Annotated in this window: 14 protein-coding genes; 5 read left to right on the plus strand and 9 right to left on the minus strand. The window is 56.0% G+C overall.

From position 1 onward, the window contains the following. On the minus strand, positions 1 to 701 hold a 701-nt coding region (locus VNX88_08840; protein ID HWY68757.1), incomplete at its 3' end, for a transglutaminase family protein. A 161-nt stretch (positions 702 to 862) separates the two neighbouring features. On the opposite strand from VNX88_08840, the gene VNX88_08845 reads away from it, so the two are divergent. The 4 genes from VNX88_08845 to VNX88_08860 all read left to right on the plus strand — a co-directional run bounded on the left by VNX88_08845 (position 863) and on the right by VNX88_08860 (position 5,169). Further along, the gene (locus VNX88_08845) at positions 863 to 1,639 is read left to right on the plus strand and encodes a hypothetical protein (GenBank protein ID HWY68758.1); all 777 of its coding nucleotides are present in this window, start codon (positions 863 to 865) and stop codon (positions 1,637 to 1,639) included. Between the two features lie 109 nt (positions 1,640 to 1,748). Beyond that, the gene (locus VNX88_08850; protein ID HWY68759.1) at positions 1,749 to 3,221 is read left to right on the plus strand and encodes a circularly permuted type 2 ATP-grasp protein; all 1,473 of its coding nucleotides are present in this window, start codon (positions 1,749 to 1,751) and stop codon (positions 3,219 to 3,221) included. Between the two features lie 47 nt (positions 3,222 to 3,268). Further along, complete coding sequence (locus VNX88_08855; protein ID HWY68760.1) at positions 3,269 to 4,201, plus strand: alpha-E domain-containing protein; 933 nt, start codon at positions 3,269 to 3,271, stop codon at positions 4,199 to 4,201. Then, on the plus strand, positions 4,201 to 5,169 hold the full coding sequence (locus tag VNX88_08860) for a transglutaminase family protein (GenBank protein ID HWY68761.1): 969 nt from the start codon (positions 4,201 to 4,203) through the stop codon (positions 5,167 to 5,169). Before VNX88_08855 ends, VNX88_08860 begins: the two co-directional genes overlap by 1 nt. Positions 5,170 to 5,284: 115 nt before the next feature. Here the strand turns inward: VNX88_08860 and VNX88_08865 are convergent, their stop codons facing one another. Beyond that, entirely contained in the window at positions 5,285 to 6,781 is a 1,497-nt protein-coding gene (locus tag VNX88_08865; protein HWY68762.1) for a hypothetical protein, read from the minus strand. A 510-nt stretch (positions 6,782 to 7,291) separates the two neighbouring features. Between VNX88_08865 and VNX88_08870 the strand changes: the two genes are divergently transcribed. Continuing rightward, on the plus strand, positions 7,292 to 8,086 hold the full coding sequence (locus VNX88_08870) for a hypothetical protein (protein HWY68763.1): 795 nt from the start codon (positions 7,292 to 7,294) through the stop codon (positions 8,084 to 8,086). A 201-nt stretch (positions 8,087 to 8,287) separates the two neighbouring features. Here the strand turns inward: VNX88_08870 and VNX88_08875 are convergent, their stop codons facing one another. The 7 genes from VNX88_08875 to VNX88_08905 form a co-directional block, all read right to left on the minus strand. Further along, positions 8,288 to 9,061, minus strand: a complete 774-nt coding sequence (locus VNX88_08875; protein HWY68764.1) for a hypothetical protein — start codon at positions 9,059 to 9,061, stop codon at positions 8,288 to 8,290. 387 nt (positions 9,062 to 9,448) lie between these two features. Then, the gene (locus tag VNX88_08880; protein ID HWY68765.1) at positions 9,449 to 12,208 is read right to left on the minus strand and encodes a protein kinase; all 2,760 of its coding nucleotides are present in this window, start codon (positions 12,206 to 12,208) and stop codon (positions 9,449 to 9,451) included. Between the two features lie 8 nt (positions 12,209 to 12,216). Then, positions 12,217 to 12,777 carry an ECF-type sigma factor gene (locus VNX88_08885; GenBank protein HWY68766.1) on the minus strand — a complete coding sequence of 187 codons (561 nt, stop codon included), beginning with the start codon at positions 12,775 to 12,777 and terminating at the stop codon, positions 12,217 to 12,219. A 296-nt stretch (positions 12,778 to 13,073) separates the two neighbouring features. Then, positions 13,074 to 15,383 (minus strand): GH92 family glycosyl hydrolase, encoded by a 2,310-nt coding sequence (locus tag VNX88_08890; protein HWY68767.1) that lies wholly within the window; start codon positions 15,381 to 15,383, stop codon positions 13,074 to 13,076. A gap of 255 nt (positions 15,384 to 15,638) precedes the next feature. Beyond that, entirely contained in the window at positions 15,639 to 16,628 is a 990-nt protein-coding gene (locus tag VNX88_08895) for a diguanylate cyclase (GenBank protein HWY68768.1), read from the minus strand. A gap of 83 nt (positions 16,629 to 16,711) precedes the next feature. Further along, entirely contained in the window at positions 16,712 to 17,341 is a 630-nt protein-coding gene (locus VNX88_08900; protein ID HWY68769.1) for a PilZ domain-containing protein, read from the minus strand. Positions 17,342 to 17,405: 64 nt separating this feature from the next. Next, positions 17,406 to 17,897: response regulator (locus VNX88_08905; GenBank protein ID HWY68770.1), on the minus strand; the 492-nt coding region annotated here is incomplete at its 5' end.

The following is a 17,897-nucleotide window of genomic DNA, read 5'->3' on the forward strand; positions in this document are numbered from 1 at the left end:
CGTCCGATGCGCCGAACATTGTGTCTGGCATCGAAGGTCCACCAACCGCCTCCCAGGTAAACTTCAAACCAGGCGCTGAAGTCCATCGGACTTGGGGCCACGATCACACCGATGTCGCCCAGGTATCCGGTTGCATAGCGCGCGGGAATGTTCAGCGCTCGGCAGAAAGTGATGGCAAGATGCTGGAAATCTCGGCAAACTCCCACGCGCTCGGTATAGACTCCCAGCGCGGTTCGAATGGGGCTGGAGAATTCATATCCGAAACTGACTTTGCTGTGTACCCAATTGCAGACTGCCTGAACCCGTGCCCACCCCCGGGGAGCGTTCCAGAATAATTCCGCGGCAGTGTTGGACAACAGGTCCACTTCGCAATACCGGCTGTTCATCAGATAGGGCAGGACATTCACAGGAAGGCTATCGATCGGAATCTCCTCGGCATCCAGGCACACTTCATCCGGCGTGCCTGGATCTTCAATCAGGGTTGAATTCTGAAATCGAATCCTGCCATTGGGAGCCACGAGACGACAAGCATTGTTGCCAAAGCTGTCTTCATAGCTCTCGACCTTCACCAGGGGATCGGTTTGCAACTCGTCTGGCTCTCGTAAATCTCTGGTACGCGATGGGTGCACGCTCAGTAGCGTAATGATCGGCACTTCTCCCACCGTTTCGAACTGGATGTCATAGCCGAGGCGAATCAGCATAAACGTCGGATTTTCTCGTGCCTGGGGATGCTTGCGACACTGAGATGCGAAAAACTACCACGTAGTCTGGTCGATCTTCTACGTTTTTTATTGCTGGTCCGGATCATAATTCGAAATGAGTAATCGGTGTATCATGCGGTAGCTTCTCACTAGGGGACAAATTGACATACTGTTTGGGCATTGTTACGCAACAGGGGCTGGTGTTGGCCTCGGATTCGAGGACAAACGCAGGTTTTGATCAGGTCAACGTGTGTCGCAAGATGCATCGCTTTGTTCAGCCGGGCGAAAGAGTCTTCGTAATTTTGACCAGCGGCAGTCTCTCGATCAGCCAATCGGTGATCACTCTGCTGGGAGATGATTTCGATTCCGGGCGAGGTCTTGCTCAAGCCAACTCGCTCTACGATGCCGCCCGCATTGTAGGAGACTGTGTTCGCAGGATCTCCGACATTGACCGGGCTTCACTCGAGCGCGACTCGTTCAGCTTCAACGTTCATTTGCTCCTTGGGGGGCAAGTGAGGGGACAGGAGCCGAACCTGTACTTGATTTATCCCCAAGGAAATCCTCTGGCGGCAACCGAGGATTCTTTGTACCTGCAACTGGGGGAATGCAAGTATGGCCGGCCGATCCTTGATCGCGGGATCCAGTCCACAACGTCTCTGGAAGTTGCGGCGAAATACGCCCTTCTGTCGCTGGATGCGACCATGCGTTCCAATGTGACCGTAGGGCCGCCGTTCGATCTGTTGCTGTACACGAAAGATAGCCTCGACATTACCCGCTATCGCCGGGTTTCGGCCGGGGACAGGGACCTGAACCTCATCCACTCCAGCTGGGAGCAGTCTCTCCGGAGGGCGGTCGAACAGTTGCCTGACATTGAATTCCAACCTTCCGGTAACGAAAAGCCTGCGGAACGCATCGAAGTTGGGCGATCCCGGGGATAAGACTTGTCTCGGCGCGGTCTGCGCGGTTTCTTCAATGACCCGCATCGTTTTTCTCGATCCGCGGACCGCCATCTGATGCGCTATCCTTGCGGGGATCGGGGCGCCAACCATGATTATAGAAACCAGTGCGGCGAGTGCCGGCGGGGCAGAAGGCCTTCGCCACTACTTTCTCAACGGCGCTTACGACGAGATGTTCCGCTCCCTCGACCATCCGCGAAAACAATACCGGCCCCTTCACAACCTGCTCTTGAACCTGGGGCCCGACGAACTGCGGCGCAGCAAACACGAGGCCGATCAATCGTTCTTCAACCAGGGAATCACGTTCACCGTCTATGGGGGCGACAAAGGCACCGAGCGCATCTTTCCTCACGACCTTCTGCCTAGGATTATTACCGCTGCCGAATGGGAAAAAATCGAGCGCGGACTCACCCAGCGGATCACGGCCCTGAATCTTTTCCTCAGAGACGTCTATCACGAAGCCAAGATCATCGCCGACGGCGTGGTTCCTGGCAGCATCATTTACACCTGCAAACATTACCGTCGTGAAATGCGCGGCATTAAAGTTCCACGCGACGTATACGTCACAGTCGTCGGTACGGATCTGATTCGCAATCCGGAGGGAAACTTCGTCGTTCTGGAGGACAATCTCCGCGTACCCAGCGGCGTCTCGTACATGCTTACGAGCCGCAAAGTGATGAAGCAGATATTTCCGGGATTGTTCCAAAAATGCCGGGTGCGGCCGATTGAACAATACAGCCAGGCCCTGCTTTCTACTCTGCGATCCCTCGCCCCCGAAGGCCGTCCCGAGCCCACCGTTGTTTTGCTGACGCCGGGCGCCTACAACTCGGCGTATTTTGAGCATACCTACCTGGCTCGGCAGATGGGCATTGAACTCGTCGAAGGCCGGGATCTCGTGGTCCACGACAATATCGTTTACATGCGGACCACGTTCGGTCTGCAGCGCGTGGATGTGATCTACCGGCGAATCGACGACGATTATCTCGATCCTCTGGTTTTCGAAAGCGGTTCGGCGCTCGGCGCCGTGGGCCTGTTCAACGCCTATCGCGCCGGCAATGTTGCCTTTGCCAACGCTCTCGGCACCGGAGTTGCCGACGACAAAGCGATCTACGCTTATGTGCCACAAATCATTCGGTATTACCTTGACGAAGATCCCATTCTCGAAAACGTCGAAACCCTTCTGCTGTCGGATCCCAGTCAACGCGCGCATGTCTGCGAGAGGTTGGATCAGTACGTCGTAAAGGCAGTGGGTGAGTCCGGCGGTTATGGCATGCTCATTGGCCCGCATTCGACCGAAGAAGAGCGAATCCAGTTTCGCCAGAGAATTCAGGCGCAACCGCGTAACTACATCGCGCAGCCGGTCATCAATCTCTCCACCGCGCCCTGCTTTGTGGACGGCACCATCGAACCGCGGCACGTCGACCTCCGGCCCTATGTTCTGTACGGCGAAAAAATAGTCATCGTTCCCGGCGGTCTTACACGAGTCGCTCTCCGAAAGGGTTCGCTGGTGGTGAATTCGTCGCAGGGCGGCGGATCAAAAGATACGTGGGTGTTGCAAAACTAGATTTTTGAAGAACCGGACGAAGACTTGAAAAATGGTGGCAGAATTCCATGCTCTCACGAGTTGCTGACAGCCTTTATTGGATGAGCCGCTATTTTGAGCGGGCAGATAACGCCGCGCGCGTGCTGGAGGCGACCTACGGTCTGATCCTCAATCCCGCCAAGTTTTCCACCGAAGAGCGCTGGTATCGCGCGGTTTCCTCGCTTGCTCCGGGGCCGGCCTCTGGGGACGTCGATCCCCAGCGTGCGCTGTTCCTGTTAGTGGCGGATCCCGAAGGGGCTTTTTCGATTGTGAAGTGCATCAGCGGTGCTCGCGAGAACGCTCGGCAAGTCCGGGAGGAGATCAGTTCGGAGATGTGGGAGCACTTGAACCGACTCTTTCATGCGGTGACCGGGCCCAACCTGCAGCCCGGCGATGATGCGGGAGCGATGCGGGCGGTTCGACTGGTTCGCGAAGGGTCGTACCGCTTCAAGGGAGTCACCGACGCTACGATGAGTCACGACGAGGGCTGGCACTTTATCCAACTGGGCAAATACATCGAGAGAGCCTCGAATCTCTGCGTTTTGCTCGACGCCTATTTTGTCGTGGATAAACATGCAGATGATTTGGATTGGGTGGGGCTGCTAAGCAGTTGTGCAGCATTTGAGGCCTATTGCAAAGCTTGCACTGCGGAACTCAGACCGGACAGAATCGCAGACTTTCTCCTGTTGAAGCCCGAGTTTCCCTATTCCGTACGGTATTCGTTGGACCAAATGCATCACGCACTCACTTCGATCAGCACGCTTTCCTTGAGCCGCAGAACCGAAAAGATCGAAAGATTGATCGGCCGCTTGCGATCGATGGTGGCTTATGTGCAGGTCAGCGAAGTGATGCGCGGATTGCATAAGTATCTTGCCGGAATCATCGAACAATGCCGCGATCTGCACGCCGCGGTGCACGAAGTGTATATCGAATATCCGATCGATGTTGCCTTCGAGTCCTGATGTTCTACGCCATTCGACATTTCACGCGCTATCGTTACAGCCGCGCCGTATGGCAAAGCATGATGGAAGTTCGCATGCATCCGAGGAGCGAGGGAAACCAGCGCTGCTTCGTTTTTCAGCTCTCGGTAAATCCACGAGCCCGCATATTTGGCTATACCGATAGCTACGGAAATCTGGTACACCACTTCGACTTGCCTTCGAGGCACGAACAACTGACCATCATCTCTGACTCGCTCGTAAATATTGATGCTCAGCCATCGATCCCCGAGTTCATGGAGCAAGAAAAGTGGATCGAACTCGAGGAGCTCGTCGAAAAGAACGACTACTGGGACGTGCTCATGCCCAGTCATTTTGCCCGTTCCTCCCCGGAGCTTGAGGATTTGGCTCGGGAGATTGGCGCGAGCGAGCGGAAACGGCGGAGTCCTCTGGCATTCCTAAACGATATCGTCGCTGGCGTGCACAATAGTTTCAGTTACGTAAAGAAAAGTACTTCCGTAAATTCGCCCATCGAGCATGCCCTTCGATCGCGACAGGGAGTATGTCAGGACTTCGCGCACATCATGATTGCGCTTGTTCGAAATGCCAGAATCCCCTGCCGTTACGTGAGCGGATACCTTTATCAAGGCGGCGAGAGTGGGCACCCCGCGGCCGACGGCGCGACGCATGCATGGGTGGAAGCCCTCCTTCCAGACCTGGGCTGGGTGGGCTTCGATCCAACCATTAATCGCCCGGTTGCGGAAAAGCATATTCGCACGGCGGTTGGTCGCGATTATGCCGACGTGCCCCCCACGATGGGCGTGATGAAAGGAAAGGCGGACACCCAGTTGCAGGTTCGAGTTCGGGTGACACCCTCCCAGGCGGTTCTTCCTCCTGACGAGGAATTTGCTGCAGACGAAGAGTGGTCTCAGTTTCTTGAAGAGGACCAGCAATCGCAATTGGTCGAAGCTGAGCAGCAACAGCAGCAGTAAACCAGTCGGTCCCTACCCTACCCTTCCCTACGCTCCGCTTCGAATCGTTCACCAAACCCTGACTGACAGCGAGCTTCCCGCCTCTCTGGCTTACCGATGAGTGTCGGTCCTCGGCCTACAACGCTTCGAGGAAGTTAATCAAATCCTGCATTTGCTGCTGCGTCAGGCCGATCTGGAACCGGTGGTTGTAAAAATTAACGACTTGCTGAAGATTCGCTGCAACTCCGTTATGAAAGTACGGGGCGCGCGCGGATAACCCTCGCAAGATAAGTCCCTTCCCTCTTCCAATATCGCTGCATTGACCGCTGATCAGCGCTTTGCCCGGATCGGTCGTGTAATAGCTGGTCCCGGCCAGAGGCCCTTGCGTGCACGCTAACTCAAACACAGGTAAGGTCGGGGCTTGCAATTGCTGAAGTCCGGCAATAATGTTCGGATCCGTTTCGTAGATCAGGGAGCGACTCGTCCCTATATCCAGCGGCAACGGGAAGGAGTGATTTCCGACATTGAACGTATCGTGGCAAGTGGTGCAGGTTCCCACAATCTGCTGAGTGCCGGTGGTTAACCCTGGGACGTTGCTGATGGTCAGGGGTTGGGTGTTGAAAATCTGCTCGCCGCGGGCAATCGAAGCTTGCTTCGGATTGCGCGAGTTTTCAAAGGATGTGTAGATCGTAAACGCGTTCGGATTAAACCCTTCCCCTCCTGGATCTGCGCCCAGAGAATCATTGATTCCGGGATAGTAGGGTTGCGTAGACAGGTATTCCGCTCCCCCATTGGCTTTTTTCGACAGACTCCCCGCTGCGAAATCGAACAGTTGCGCGGAATTCAGCGCCAGTTCAAAGCTCACGATCTGGCTGAGTTGTGCGGCCGTTGGAGGCTGGGTGCCCTGCGCGTGACCCATGGTCGCGTCGATCGCCTGTTGCGTCAGGTCGCTATTCAGATTCGCGCCGAAGGTTTGTGCCTTGTTCAGAGGCAGTGAGAAGGATTCTCGCCCGTCGAACATCATCGCGCTCAAGAAACCGAGATTGGTGGTTGGCAAAGGCCGTCGGTAGACCGAAACGATCTGCTGCCCTTGAGCGTCGGTCGTGAGCGCGCAACCATACGGATCCTGAACGGCCGTAATGGTAAATTGCGGAGGCAGTGAATCCGTCGTATTAGGTGGAACGGTCAGCGGAATTCGAATCAGCCCGTTGTTCAAAACGAGACTGTTGTTGATCGGGCCTGTAGGACAAGTGGAGCCGTCGAACTGCGCAAACAGTGGATCCTTGCCTCGCGTGAAAAAGTATCGGAGTTGCGCATTGACCGCACTCAATCCAAATGCGTCACTCGGTTGATGGCAAGTTTCGCAGGTCCTGCCGTTCGTGCCCAGGCTTTGAAAGAACGGCCCACTCAAGTCAACGCTCCCTGCACTACTATATGTGCCGGAAAAGCCGTTGAAGTTGAAAAATGGAAAAAGATTGTGAAGGTAAACGTCTGCGATAGCAGAACCCGTGCCAAGGGTGACGAGACCGAGAAAACAAACCACGAGGCGCCTTCGGATCGTGCTGTTCACCGCACTGCGAAATTGCTCACGTAAGTTCCGAACGAGAGAAACGGTGCGCGAGTTGTCAGACATTGCGTGCTCCTTAGGTTTGAATTCGTTCTTGCGGTCAGGTGATGACTTACTTTGCGAATCGTCGAAACCCACTTCAAATCGTTGCTTGTAGAGCATTCTCAGCCGGTCCGCGATGCAGGCGAGCGTCCAACCCCGCTCTCTGCCCCACCCAAGTTCCGCAGAACGGGGTGGAATTATCGCTTCACCTTGAATATCGAAAACGGATGGAAAAACACGACAAACGCCACAAATTGTTTTTCGGGCAGGTTGTGGAATCGCCCGCTCACTGCGTTTGGTGCATTGGGCTCAGGGTGGGCCCCTCGAGCAATGGCTGGCGGCTGTTGAAACGGTGCCGTCGTCGATGGGATTATTCGCCATCCCGTGTCGTCTTTTGTTCGATGTTTCCGATTACCTGAGTAGAACCGGCGATATCCGATCCTTTCCGGACGAAATTCGCGGCCTAGCACTTCGCAATCGGCAATTGGTAGTTCGCGTCAAGACGCAGCCGGCATCCCTGGCAGGAGAAAACAAATGAGCTTACTCAAAGGATATGACGACGTGGTCGAGGAAGTAAAAGCGAAGGAAATAGCGAGACGGCGCGCCCTGGCACTCCGGAATCTGATTCCTGATGTGGACTCGGCGGTCGCCACCTCGATGAGGATGGACATTCTGGGGAAGGGCTTAGATGTGTATGGCTTCATACTGAACGGGATTGAAGCAGCCCAAAGAGTTCAGGAGACCATAGCGGTCGTACGATCTACCCGGTTGCTGAGCGAGTCAGAATCGGCTCTGGCGGCTCTGAAGGAAACTGCGGAAGTCGCGAAAGTATCAGAAGCCGTTGAAGGGGGAGAATCGATCATGGAGGCCGAGCGCTTTTTGTTTGCGGCCAATGTCTTGGGAGTACTCACGACCTACGTCGGAGTGTGGATGAGCATAGCCGGCGCATGGGCCGCAGCCAAGGCCGATATCTTGACGGACAATAGCGCGTCTGGCGCCAGCCGCGGCGTCGTGTTAGGAGGCAATGACTGTGGTCCTCACTACGTAAGCCAGTTTTGGATGTTTTCGAACCCCAGCTATCCGGCTTATCGGGAAGTCGAGCCCACCGCAAGAAACATGTACAATATTGGACTGGTCGCCGGTTACGGCGCGGGGAAGAGTCTGACGCGCAATCAGAAAGGCAACCTCTTTCGCTACATTCATGAGAACATGACGAACGCCACGCGGGGAATGTATTCGGGGAATTTCAAGGACTGGACTCTGAAGAAGAAACAGGACTACTACATCGACTGCGGCGCTATCTTCCGAGCCAATGTCCTCGCAGACTGATTCATGGTTGGGCCAGGCTCTTTCCAGAACCGCTCGTAGCAGTGGGTTGTCAGCTCAGACACCAGAGCTTGTTTGACGGTTAAAGCACTCGAGAATCCTGAGAATTCACCCGGGCTCAGAAATCCAAGCTCAGAGGTGCGCGCTTCCCGGTGTTGGTACAGGAATCAGCGAGGAGAAAACGATTCAGCGATGGAATCGAGTTCACTTCGGTAGAAATTGAAGGGCAGCTTCGGCCAGCATGCCGGCCAGATCCTTTTTAAAGTTGCGACTGCCCAGCCACGCGAGTTGCTTTCGAAGGTCCTTGGCGTCTTGATCCTTAGCCCGCTGAGCATCTTTCCTCAGCCTTGCGAGCTGCGCGGCCGCCTGCTTCGGTGCCGTCCTTTCATGTTCCATCGACTCTTTGGAATAGGAAATCCTTTCGACTTCGTCGGGATGCTGCTGCATTGCGGCAAGGGGGTTGAATGGGGCTTTCACCTTCGCCAGTTCTTCAAAGAGGAACCTTTGGTCCACCGCAAGCTGGTTCAAGATACGGAGAACCTGCGGACTGCTCTGGAAAAAACCCATCGAGCTGCTCAACGGGCCTTTGAGTTCACCGTACGAATAATAATCTGCCCGAAGACCACGCCCCTTCGTCTCGGAGATATAGATGTTTGTCAGGATTACCGCCAGAAACTCTTCCTCATCCTGATAGCCAGAGAGACCGGCCAAGAGCTTATCTTTGTGCGGAATCAGCCAAGACGCTGCCCGATGCGCGTGAACCAGCTCGTGAAACATCACTTGATCCGGCTCTTTACCATAGGAGTGGTGCTTGCGTTTGTAGCAAGAGCTCCCACTCATGTAGACGTCAGGATTAAACTGCAGCCGCCCTTCGTACCATCTGCCGTTAATGACTCTCGTGCCCGGAAAGCCGCCGTGAGCGTTGCACTCGATCTCGCTCAGCGGGTGAACATCGATCCACTGAGCCATTCTTTTCATTGATCTCAGGAGGGCCGAGCCTGAGCCCGTTTGCAGGATACTTTGCAAAATAGCAATCACCGATCTCTTCCACTTTTCAGGATTAGCGGATGGAGTGTTCGTAGCCCAGATGTCGGGGGTCTGGATGTCAAGATAATACGTTTCCCAGAAACCCGGGGTGCCGCTCGCAACGTCGGACGCGCCTCCCATACTTCCCTCCTTTAGTCCCGGTGGGGCTCAGCGCAAGCCTGGTTGAACGTTGGACGGAGTCGGCGCGGCAGAAGCCCCACGCTTCCTGCCACGCTTCCCCCCTTAGCGCCAGAGGACGACTTGAGTTGCCTCTGCTCTGAATATCGGAATCGGAGGGAGAAAAACGACACGCGAAGGCGGCGAAAAGACTGAGCTGATTCATTTCTGCGACGGATCTGAACTGAACCGCCTGGCAGCACGAGTCTCAGGGTGATCCGGCCCTAGGGCGTTTTGCAGCTGTTCAGCAGCCGAACGGGCGGCGGCGCGAGCTTCGTCCCTCTTGCCCTGGGCATCGAGGGCACGTGCCAGGGCCAGATAGGCACGGCCCAGGTAGCTCGAAAATGTCCCGGGAGGCGCGTCCGCCTGCAACTGGTTGAGAGCCCGCATTGCGTCTGCGGTCGCCTCATTTCGACGACCAAGCTGCAGTTCGATCTCAGATCGTCGCACGAGGAAGACTCGCAAATAGTAAGCGCCGGCGCGGCCGGTGTTCACCAATGGCTCCGCCAGTTCGACTGCTTGATTGGCAAATTCCAGAGCCGCCCCGCCGTCGCCGCGCGCCTGCGCGTTCAGGGCCTGCTGAGACGCCAGAGATGCGAATGCAATGTGAGCAGGAGGGAGGCTGCGGCGCAGGCGTGGCTCGACTTCAGCCAGCATTTGTGCGGAGCGCTCAAGGTCACCTAGGCCGCGATAAATGGATGCCCGCAGCAACAACGCCTGGCCGATCACCATGTTGTCGCCGGTCTCCAGTCCTTTTGCATATCCTCGTCCGGCATAATCATCTGCTTCCTGGAGCCGCTGCAAGTCCTGCAGGGAACGGGCATAGTTGACAAGAAGCATCGGGGACACGGTTTGCTCGCCCTGATTGTCGCGGGAGATCGCGAGCGCACGTCCTAGAACTCTCTCGGCATCGAGCGGTCGCCCATCGACGGTTAACGTGATACCCCAATTGTTGAAGAGCGCACTCGCTCTCTGCGTGTCATCGCGACCGAGAGCCGTCAAGCGCACTGCCGCCTGCTCAAATGTGGCACTGGCCTCGGGCAGGCGCCCGGCGTGTTGATAGGCTGCAGCCAGGAAGAGGACAGTGTTGAGTTCCAGCAACTCCGACCGGTATGGCCATTGTTTCAAGAGGCGCTCTGCAGCCTGCGCTCTCGCCACGCCCTCCTTTGCGTCACTACGGTTCTGCGCGATTTCGCTGCCCAGCAGCAGACAGGTAATCCGATCAAGGGTGAACATCGGTTCGTCAGGAAGTTCCCGCATCCCTTCCTGGAATAGGGCTTCCCCTCGGGGGAGGTCCGCACCCCGGGACAAGGCTTGCCCCAGAGCGCACGATGCTCTGGCGCGGGTGGAAGAATCCGGCAGCGGGCGCGACAATGTGTGGGCCTCTTCGAGCAACTGCCGAGCTTTTTCATATTTATCCTGAACCGTGTATTGGCGACCAATCGATATGAGAAGTTCCACGCGATCGGCTTCGTTGCCGCTGTGCTGCCGCCTGACAACGTGTTCCGCGCGGCTCAATAGTTCGTCAACGGTAAAGGGCTTGCCCAACGGCGCCAAGTCTGAGAGGAGAAGAGAGTTAAGATCATTAATCGATTCCGCTCGCGATAGCTGGCGAAACGCGAAGTCACGCTGCTTACGCACGGAGCGAGCTTCGAACAGAGTGCCCACACTTCCCGCCACGATGGCCATAATAGCCAGCGTCGCCAGAAACACCGCTGTGCGATTCCGTCGCACAAATTTCGCCGCGCGATAGGTAAGCGTATCCCGCCGCGCCCGGATCGGCTCATGCCGCAGATATCGCCCAAGGTCGTCGCCGAGCGCTGTCACCGAGGCATAGCGCTCCTGCGGATTCTTCTTCAGCGATTTCGCAATGATGGTATCGAGGTCCCCGCGCAATAACCGCCTGAGCTTCTCGGGTGTCGTAGTACGGCTGGCAGCGTTGCTGGTAGTTACTTCCGCGGTCGCCTTGGTTGTGGCCACGACCTCGGAGGGACGCGTCGGCTCGGTCTCGACAATCGCCTTGACCAGGTCCGCGGCCGATCGTACGCCCTTCCCAGCGGGATGCTGTCCGGTTAGCAGCACATAAAGCAACAGGCCTAGCGCATAGACATCGGTGGCAGTCGTGACGGCACCGCCGGTCACCTGCTCGGGCGCAGCGTACTCGGGCGTCATCGCGCGGCCGCCTTCGACCGTCAGCATTGTTGCCGCGCCGTCCTCGCCCTCCCCTTCGAGCAGCTTGGCAATGCCGAAGTCGAGCAGCTTTACCTGACCGTCTCTATTTACCAGAACATTCGATGGCTTAAGATCGCGGTGCACGATCAGGTTCGCGTGCGCATGCGCAACCGCATTCAGCACATTCAAGAAGAGACGGATTCGGGCTTCCACATCCAGTTTCTGCTGGTCGCAGTAGCGATCAATGCTGTCTCCCTCAACATATTCCAGAATAAGATAGGGTTGACCGGCCCTCGATACGCCGGCATCGACGAGTTCCGCAATATTGGAATGTCTAAGCTTCCCCAGAATATTGCCCTCGCGCTTGAACCGAGCTTCGCCGTCTTTCCCCATCAGCGCGATGTGGATGAACTTCACCGCAATTCGCCGCTCGAAGCGGCCGTCATTGCGTTCGGCCAACCACACGCTTCCCATTCCACCTTCGCCGATTTGAGAGATCAGAGTGTATGGGCCAAGAGTCTGGCCCGCGAGGCCGCTCGAGGTCGGCAGCGACACCTGCCCGCGCTCAAGAAAACCTTCTTGCGCCAACACCTTGTGTTCGTCGAGGAGTTCTGTCAACTGCGCAGCCAGTACGTTATCTTCATGACCGAGCGACCGAAGCCATTCGACGCGCTCGTCTTCCGACATTGCGAGCGCCTGGTCCAGGTACGGACTCAGTGCCTTCCAGTCATCCGGGCTAAGTGTGGGCATGGATTTTTTCAGAGAATCAAATCACTGCGAATCTTTCGGTGCAGATAAATACGCGCCTTCTCCCAGTTTCGCTGTACCGTTCGTTCCGACACATCCCGCATGGCAGCGATTTCCGCGAATGAGAATCCGCAGAAAAATTTCAGGTCAACGATTTCCGCCAGCGCGGGCTCGGCTTTGCCAAGCTCGTTCAGCGCATCGCTGATTTGGACAAGTTGCCGGTGGTCTACCGCATTCTCCATCACCTGCGCGTCGAGCGATGTCATCTCGAACAGGCCCCCGCGTTTCTGGGCGTGCCGTTCCCGGGCGTGGTCAATGATGAGCCCACGCATCACTCTTGCCGCATATCCCATGAACCGTGCCCGGTCGGGAAACGACGGCCCCTCGCGCGCCGCCATGTCCAGATAGGCTTCATGCAGCAGAGTCGTGGAACTGAGGCTCACCCCGAAGCCGCACCGCGCGAGCTCGCGCTTAGCCAGTCGATGCAACTCGGAATACAGCGCAGCAAACAATTCCTCCCCGGCGGGAGCGTGGCCTTTTTCCGCTGCGATAATAAGTGAAGAGATTTCCAACCACTGCCTCAGCTTGAAACGTTGGCCAGCACATGACCTCGAGATTCAAACCGCGACAGCTTCTCGCAGATCAGTTCGATAGTCAAGTCCCGCGCGCGATTGGCGTGAAGGTTAGATCAGCCGATCCCAGATAAGTGCGCCTAGGCCAGCTTCGAATGAGGTTTGGATACTTCAGGAACACGCCTGTCGCTGCGCTGTGTTTTTAATCGTACTCACTGTCGGGCCCCGTAACAATAGCGGCACTACCGCGCCCGCGCGAAGCGTCTGTCGCTAAATAGCGGCTCGCGAGTGCCCTTCTAAGCAGGCAACGATGGAGGCGCAGCATTCTCCGCCGCTCCGAATTGCAGGTTCGGTTCACCACCCAGGTGAAACACGATGGTCGCTCCATTTGCAATATCCGCGTGCCGAAACCACACTTTCTCGTAGGGCTTGCCGTTGAAGGTGATGGACTGAATGTATTGATCCCTGGGGGAAGAGCGCTTCGTCTCAACCACCAGTTTCGCTCCATTTTTCATGTCGACGATGACGCGATCGAACAATGGCGTGCCGAACACGTAATTTCCGCTGACGGGATCGACGGCATAAAAGCCGAGCGCACTCATCACATACCACGCTGACATCTGGCCGCAATCCTCATTGCCCGCGAGGCCGTTCGGCTGATTGTCGTATTCCATCTCGAGCAAACTGCGAACCCGCTCCTGCGTCTTGTAAGGCACACCTGCGTACGAATAGAGATAAGCGATGTGATGGCACGGCTCATTGCCGTGCGCATATTGGCCGACCATTCCAGCGATGTCTGGCGGAGCATCAGCGGGCAGTTGCGTGCTCTGCCTGAACAGGCTGTCCAGTTTCTCGACAAAAGCCTGCCGGCCTCCAAACAGTTCCATGTATCCTCCGGGGTCGTGCTGAATGGCAAATGTCGTTTCCCAAGGATTCGATTCGGTATAGTCTTTCCACTTCTTTGAATGGCCCATTTCCGTGGCCTCGAAGGGTTCTGACCAGTCTCCGTTTTCAAAGCGCGGTCGTACGAATCCCACCTTCGCATCAAACAGATTCCGGTAGTTGCGGCATCGTTCCAGCAGAAGTTTTTGATCTTCTGCGGCGCCCACGGCCTGCGCGATGTGCGCTACTGCCCAATCGTCGTAGACGTATTCCATCGTCTTGCTACACGACTCCTCTTCCTTGTCGCAAGGGATGTAGCCAAGTTTTCTGTAATAAGCCAATCCCCGGTAGTCATCGTCCATCGCCCGCTTCCGCATCGACGGATAAGCTTTTCCGAAGTCGATTCCCTGGAATCCCTTCACATAAGCTTCCGCGATCACAGAACTCGAATGGTAGCCGGTCATGCAACCTGTCTCTCTGCCTTGCAGCGGCCAGACGGGTATTCCCTCGGGACTCTCCTCGGCCATACGAATCAGGCAATTGACGAAATCCGGGACGCGGTCGCCGAGAGCAAGGGTGTAGAAAGGATGAGTTGCGCGGTAGGTGTCCCACAAAGAAAACGTGCTGTAGTTATGAAATCCCGCAGGCAGTTGATGAACCTTCCCGTCCATCCCGCGGTACTGGCCGTCCACGTCGTCGAACAGCGTTGGAGCCACCATCATGTGATACAGGCTCGTGTAAAAGATTTCCCGCTGTCTTTGATTGGAGGTCTCAATGGTGATTCGCGAAAGCTGCTTGCGCCACGCTTCATGCGCAGCCTGCCTCACCCGATTGAAGTCCCAGTCCGGAATCTCCGCTTCCAGATTTTTCATTGCGCCTTCCGCGCTCACTCCCGAGATGCCGGTCTTGACGTAGATCACCTCGCCCTCGGTAGTCTGATAGCCGATCAGCGCCTTCAGCGAATTCCCCCTCGCTTTCCGAACCGTCCTATCCAGTTTTTTCTCGTCCGAAACGATCTCAGCCCAAAGAAAGGGCTTGGAAACTTTCATGGCGAAGTAAATCTCGCGTCCGGCTGCCCAGCGGTTCACCGCGCGCCCACCGACGATGGTGTCGGCATTTACGATTTTCAATTCCGACCACTGAACCCCGCCCGGCGCGATCCCATAAAGATGTGTGAGATCGAGAATAAAGTGGCTGGTGTCGCTCTTGGGGAACGTGTACTTATGAATGCCCGCGCGTTCGGTCGCGCTCAGTTCGGCCCGGATGTCGTAGTCGCGCAGCAGAACCGAATAGTAGCCCGGCGTCGCTACTTCGTCAGCATGGCTGAAACGCGAACGGTAGCCTTCGCCCGGATTCTCCCTTCCCCCTGGAATCGTCTTCACTGGCCCGGTCCCGGGCATTAAGAGCACGTCGAGCATGTCGCCCACACCCGTGCCGCTCAGGTGCGTATGGCTGAAGCCCATGATCGAACTGTCAGAATAGTGATACCCCGAGCACCAATCCCAACCGTCGTTGTAGGTATCCGGGCTCAACTGGACCATACCGAAAGGTACGGTCGCTCCCGGATAAGTGTGCCCGTGCCCGCCAGTTCCAATCGCAATGTTCACGAACCGGGTGAAGTCTTGCTCAGTCGCCGCCGACGTTTCGGAGGGCGATGCCAGAACGCCGGTCAGTCGCCTGGACCCAAAAAGCTGGGGAAGTGAAAGCGCGGAAAGGAAACCCAAGAAACTTCTTCGAGTAGGCAATCAGACCCTCCTGCCAGATCTTCCGGGACCAACAGCAAAACTTCTGACGAATCTAGCGTAACGGATTCTTTTATCAGAAGCTCGTCTGCATTCCCTACAGAAAATACAGGCCGGACCGGGGCGGCTCCGAAGATCGCTCCGGCAGCACCCAGTTCGAAAGCGGTTTTGAGCCGGGACTGCCATCTTCCCGATCCAAACTGAGTGTCTTCGTTGTTGTCTGGGGTCAGCGTGAGATTATGCTAGGCGGTTGGAATGCAGGTTCTGTATGCATCCTTCAACCCGATTTCGGCCATTCCTTTTGGCGAGATAGAGAGCCCGGTCGGCTTCATTCAAAAGAGACTCCACACCGGAGGTGTCGCCGGAGTCAGCAGAAGTAGCGCCCATACTGATTGTGGCTCGCATGATTCCTTCCGCAGTCGCGATCTCGGTGTCCGCAACAAATTGCCTGATGTCTTCTGCTCGGCGAGTGGTCATGGCCAAATCACAGCCCGGTAAAATCAGCAAGAACTCCTCGCCACCAAAGCGACCGACGCCGTCGTAGTTTCTGAGATCGGATTTTAGCGTTTGCGCGACTGCCTTCAGCACGACGTCTCCCGCCGAATGACCAAACGAGTCGTTGATCTTTTTGAAGTAATCGATGTCCGCCAAAATGACGCCAACCGGACTGTTTCCGCGCATGCCTCGGTTCAGTTCGCGTTCAAGATGGGCCAGTATCTCTCTCCGATTCAAGAGCCCGGTCAGAAAATCATACGTGGCCGCGATCCGAAGCGATTCCCCGGTGTCTACCAGTTTCCGCTGAAGTTCGAGAATCCTTTTGCCAGCCAGCAAACGCGCTTTCAACTCCAGAGGATTGAACGGCTTTACCAGGTAGTCGTCTGCGCCCGCTTGCATGCCTTCCAGCAGGTCGTTCTTTCCGTCCTTGCCGGTGAGCAAAACGATGTAGGTGTAGTCAGGATGTGTCTTGGTTAGGCGTATCCGGCGGCACAGTTCGATACCCTCAATCTGCGGTAACATCCAGTCGAGAAGAGTGAGTCTTGGTGCATCCGAAGCCTGAAGCAGTTCCCAGGCTTCCTCTCCGTCTTTGGCCACCACAAGATCGAAGCCCCACTGCTTCAAGTGAGTACCAATCAGGTGCCGATAAACGGGGGAATCTTCAGCCAACAGGATCTTGGTTGTTGCTTGTGGCTGGCGCGATGCTCTTTCAATTGCAATTGGCGGTTTCACGGATATTCTGGCTCGAGTGATATCCGTTTTCACTCGTTCCAACCCGGCGACCGTCGATCTACTGTGTCCCTGGGAGTCATTCCTCATACTGCGATCAGCGGTTTCTTGATCTCGCTTTTACGTTTTATCCACTCATTCAGAATGTTGAGATCGACCGGAGGAATCCGGAGAAACTCACAGCCAAAGCGGCTGAAGTCCCGCGTCCACAAGATTCGGACCTGCATGTAGATTTTTCTGATCGCTCCGGGCAACAACACGTGAAACGATAATACATCTCCCACGAAGAGTTTCGCTTGCGTGACCAGTCCAAGTCCGCCGTCCCCGATATCAGTGATCGTCATGGATACATTCCGACGGGACTCGTCGGTTGCCTTCACGGATACCATGAGAGCGAACCTCGCATGCCGGCGGTGTTCAAACAACATTCTGGAGTAAGCAGCTTGCAACGACTTCTGGCTGGATTCAGCCGTCACTGGTTTCTTGAGTACAACGTGAGCGCCTGGTATCGGGCGATCGAGAGAAGAAATGGCAACAATCGTCGGCTTCTTCTTTCTGCTTGACTTCCAGATATCCTGCAACAGGTCCCTTGAGTCCTCTCCCTCCCAATCGATCACCACCAGGTCCGTTTGGCCTGTTTTTAGCTGGTTGAATGCTTTCGCGGAAGTTAGGCACATATCGGTGCTGATTCCCAGGTCTCGTAGGATTGGGCTCATCGTGCCAAATACGCCTGGATCACGCGAGACAAACAAACACTCAAATGCCATGTCTGAAGTCATCTTAGTGGGTCCTGTTCCCGGGCTGAGTCATCGCCGGTGGCACCATTCGCAACTCGCTTCTTTCGCCGTCGTGATCGTTCCCGTGTTGTTCTCCGGGCAAGTTGATTGGTGCACAAACGCTGCCCTCGGCACCGCCGCGGTCGGCAATACTGTCGAGTGTTCGCTTCACGATTTGAAGCAGGGACGCGGAGTGTTGGTCCAACTCGAGTTTCGATTTCTCGAAATAAGCTACGGCGCCGGCCTGCTTCAGTTTTGCCTCGTTCTTCTGAGAAAGACTGCTCAAAACAATCACAGGTATGTGCGCCGTGAGCGCACTGCCCTTCAGCGCCTGCAGAACCTCCGGCCCACCTAACTTTGGCAACAACATATCCAGCACGATGAGGTGAGGAATCCGCGAGTAGGCAATCCGCAACGCCTCTTCACCATCGCCAGCGGTCAGGACTTTGTAGCCGGCTCTCACCAGCACCTGTTCGATCGCCATTCGCAAGAATCT

It is taken from the genome of Terriglobales bacterium, assembly GCA_035567895.1.
GTDB lineage: Bacteria > Acidobacteriota > Terriglobia > Terriglobales > Acidobacteriaceae > Gp1-AA112.

Bases quoted from the DNA above. Each gene is read 5' to 3' on its own strand.
- VNX88_08850 (HWY68759.1), top strand. From the start codon at position 1,749: ATGATTATAGAAACCAGTGCGGCGAGTGCCGGCGGGGCAGAAGGCCTT.
- VNX88_08855 (HWY68760.1), top strand. From the start codon at position 3,269: ATGCTCTCACGAGTTGCTGACAGCCTTTATTGGATGAGCCGCTATTTT.
- VNX88_08860 (HWY68761.1), top strand. From the start codon at position 4,201: ATGTTCTACGCCATTCGACATTTCACGCGCTATCGTTACAGCCGCGCC.
- VNX88_08865 (HWY68762.1), bottom strand. From the start codon at position 6,781: ATGTCTGACAACTCGCGCACCGTTTCTCTCGTTCGGAACTTACGTGAG.
- VNX88_08870 (HWY68763.1), top strand. From the start codon at position 7,292: ATGAGCTTACTCAAAGGATATGACGACGTGGTCGAGGAAGTAAAAGCG.
- VNX88_08875 (HWY68764.1), bottom strand. From the start codon at position 9,061: ATGAAAAGAATGGCTCAGTGGATCGATGTTCACCCGCTGAGCGAGATC.
- VNX88_08880 (HWY68765.1), bottom strand. From the start codon at position 12,208: ATGCCCACACTTAGCCCGGATGACTGGAAGGCACTGAGTCCGTACCTG.
- VNX88_08900 (HWY68769.1), bottom strand. From the start codon at position 17,341: ATGAGCCCAATCCTACGAGACCTGGGAATCAGCACCGATATGTGCCTA.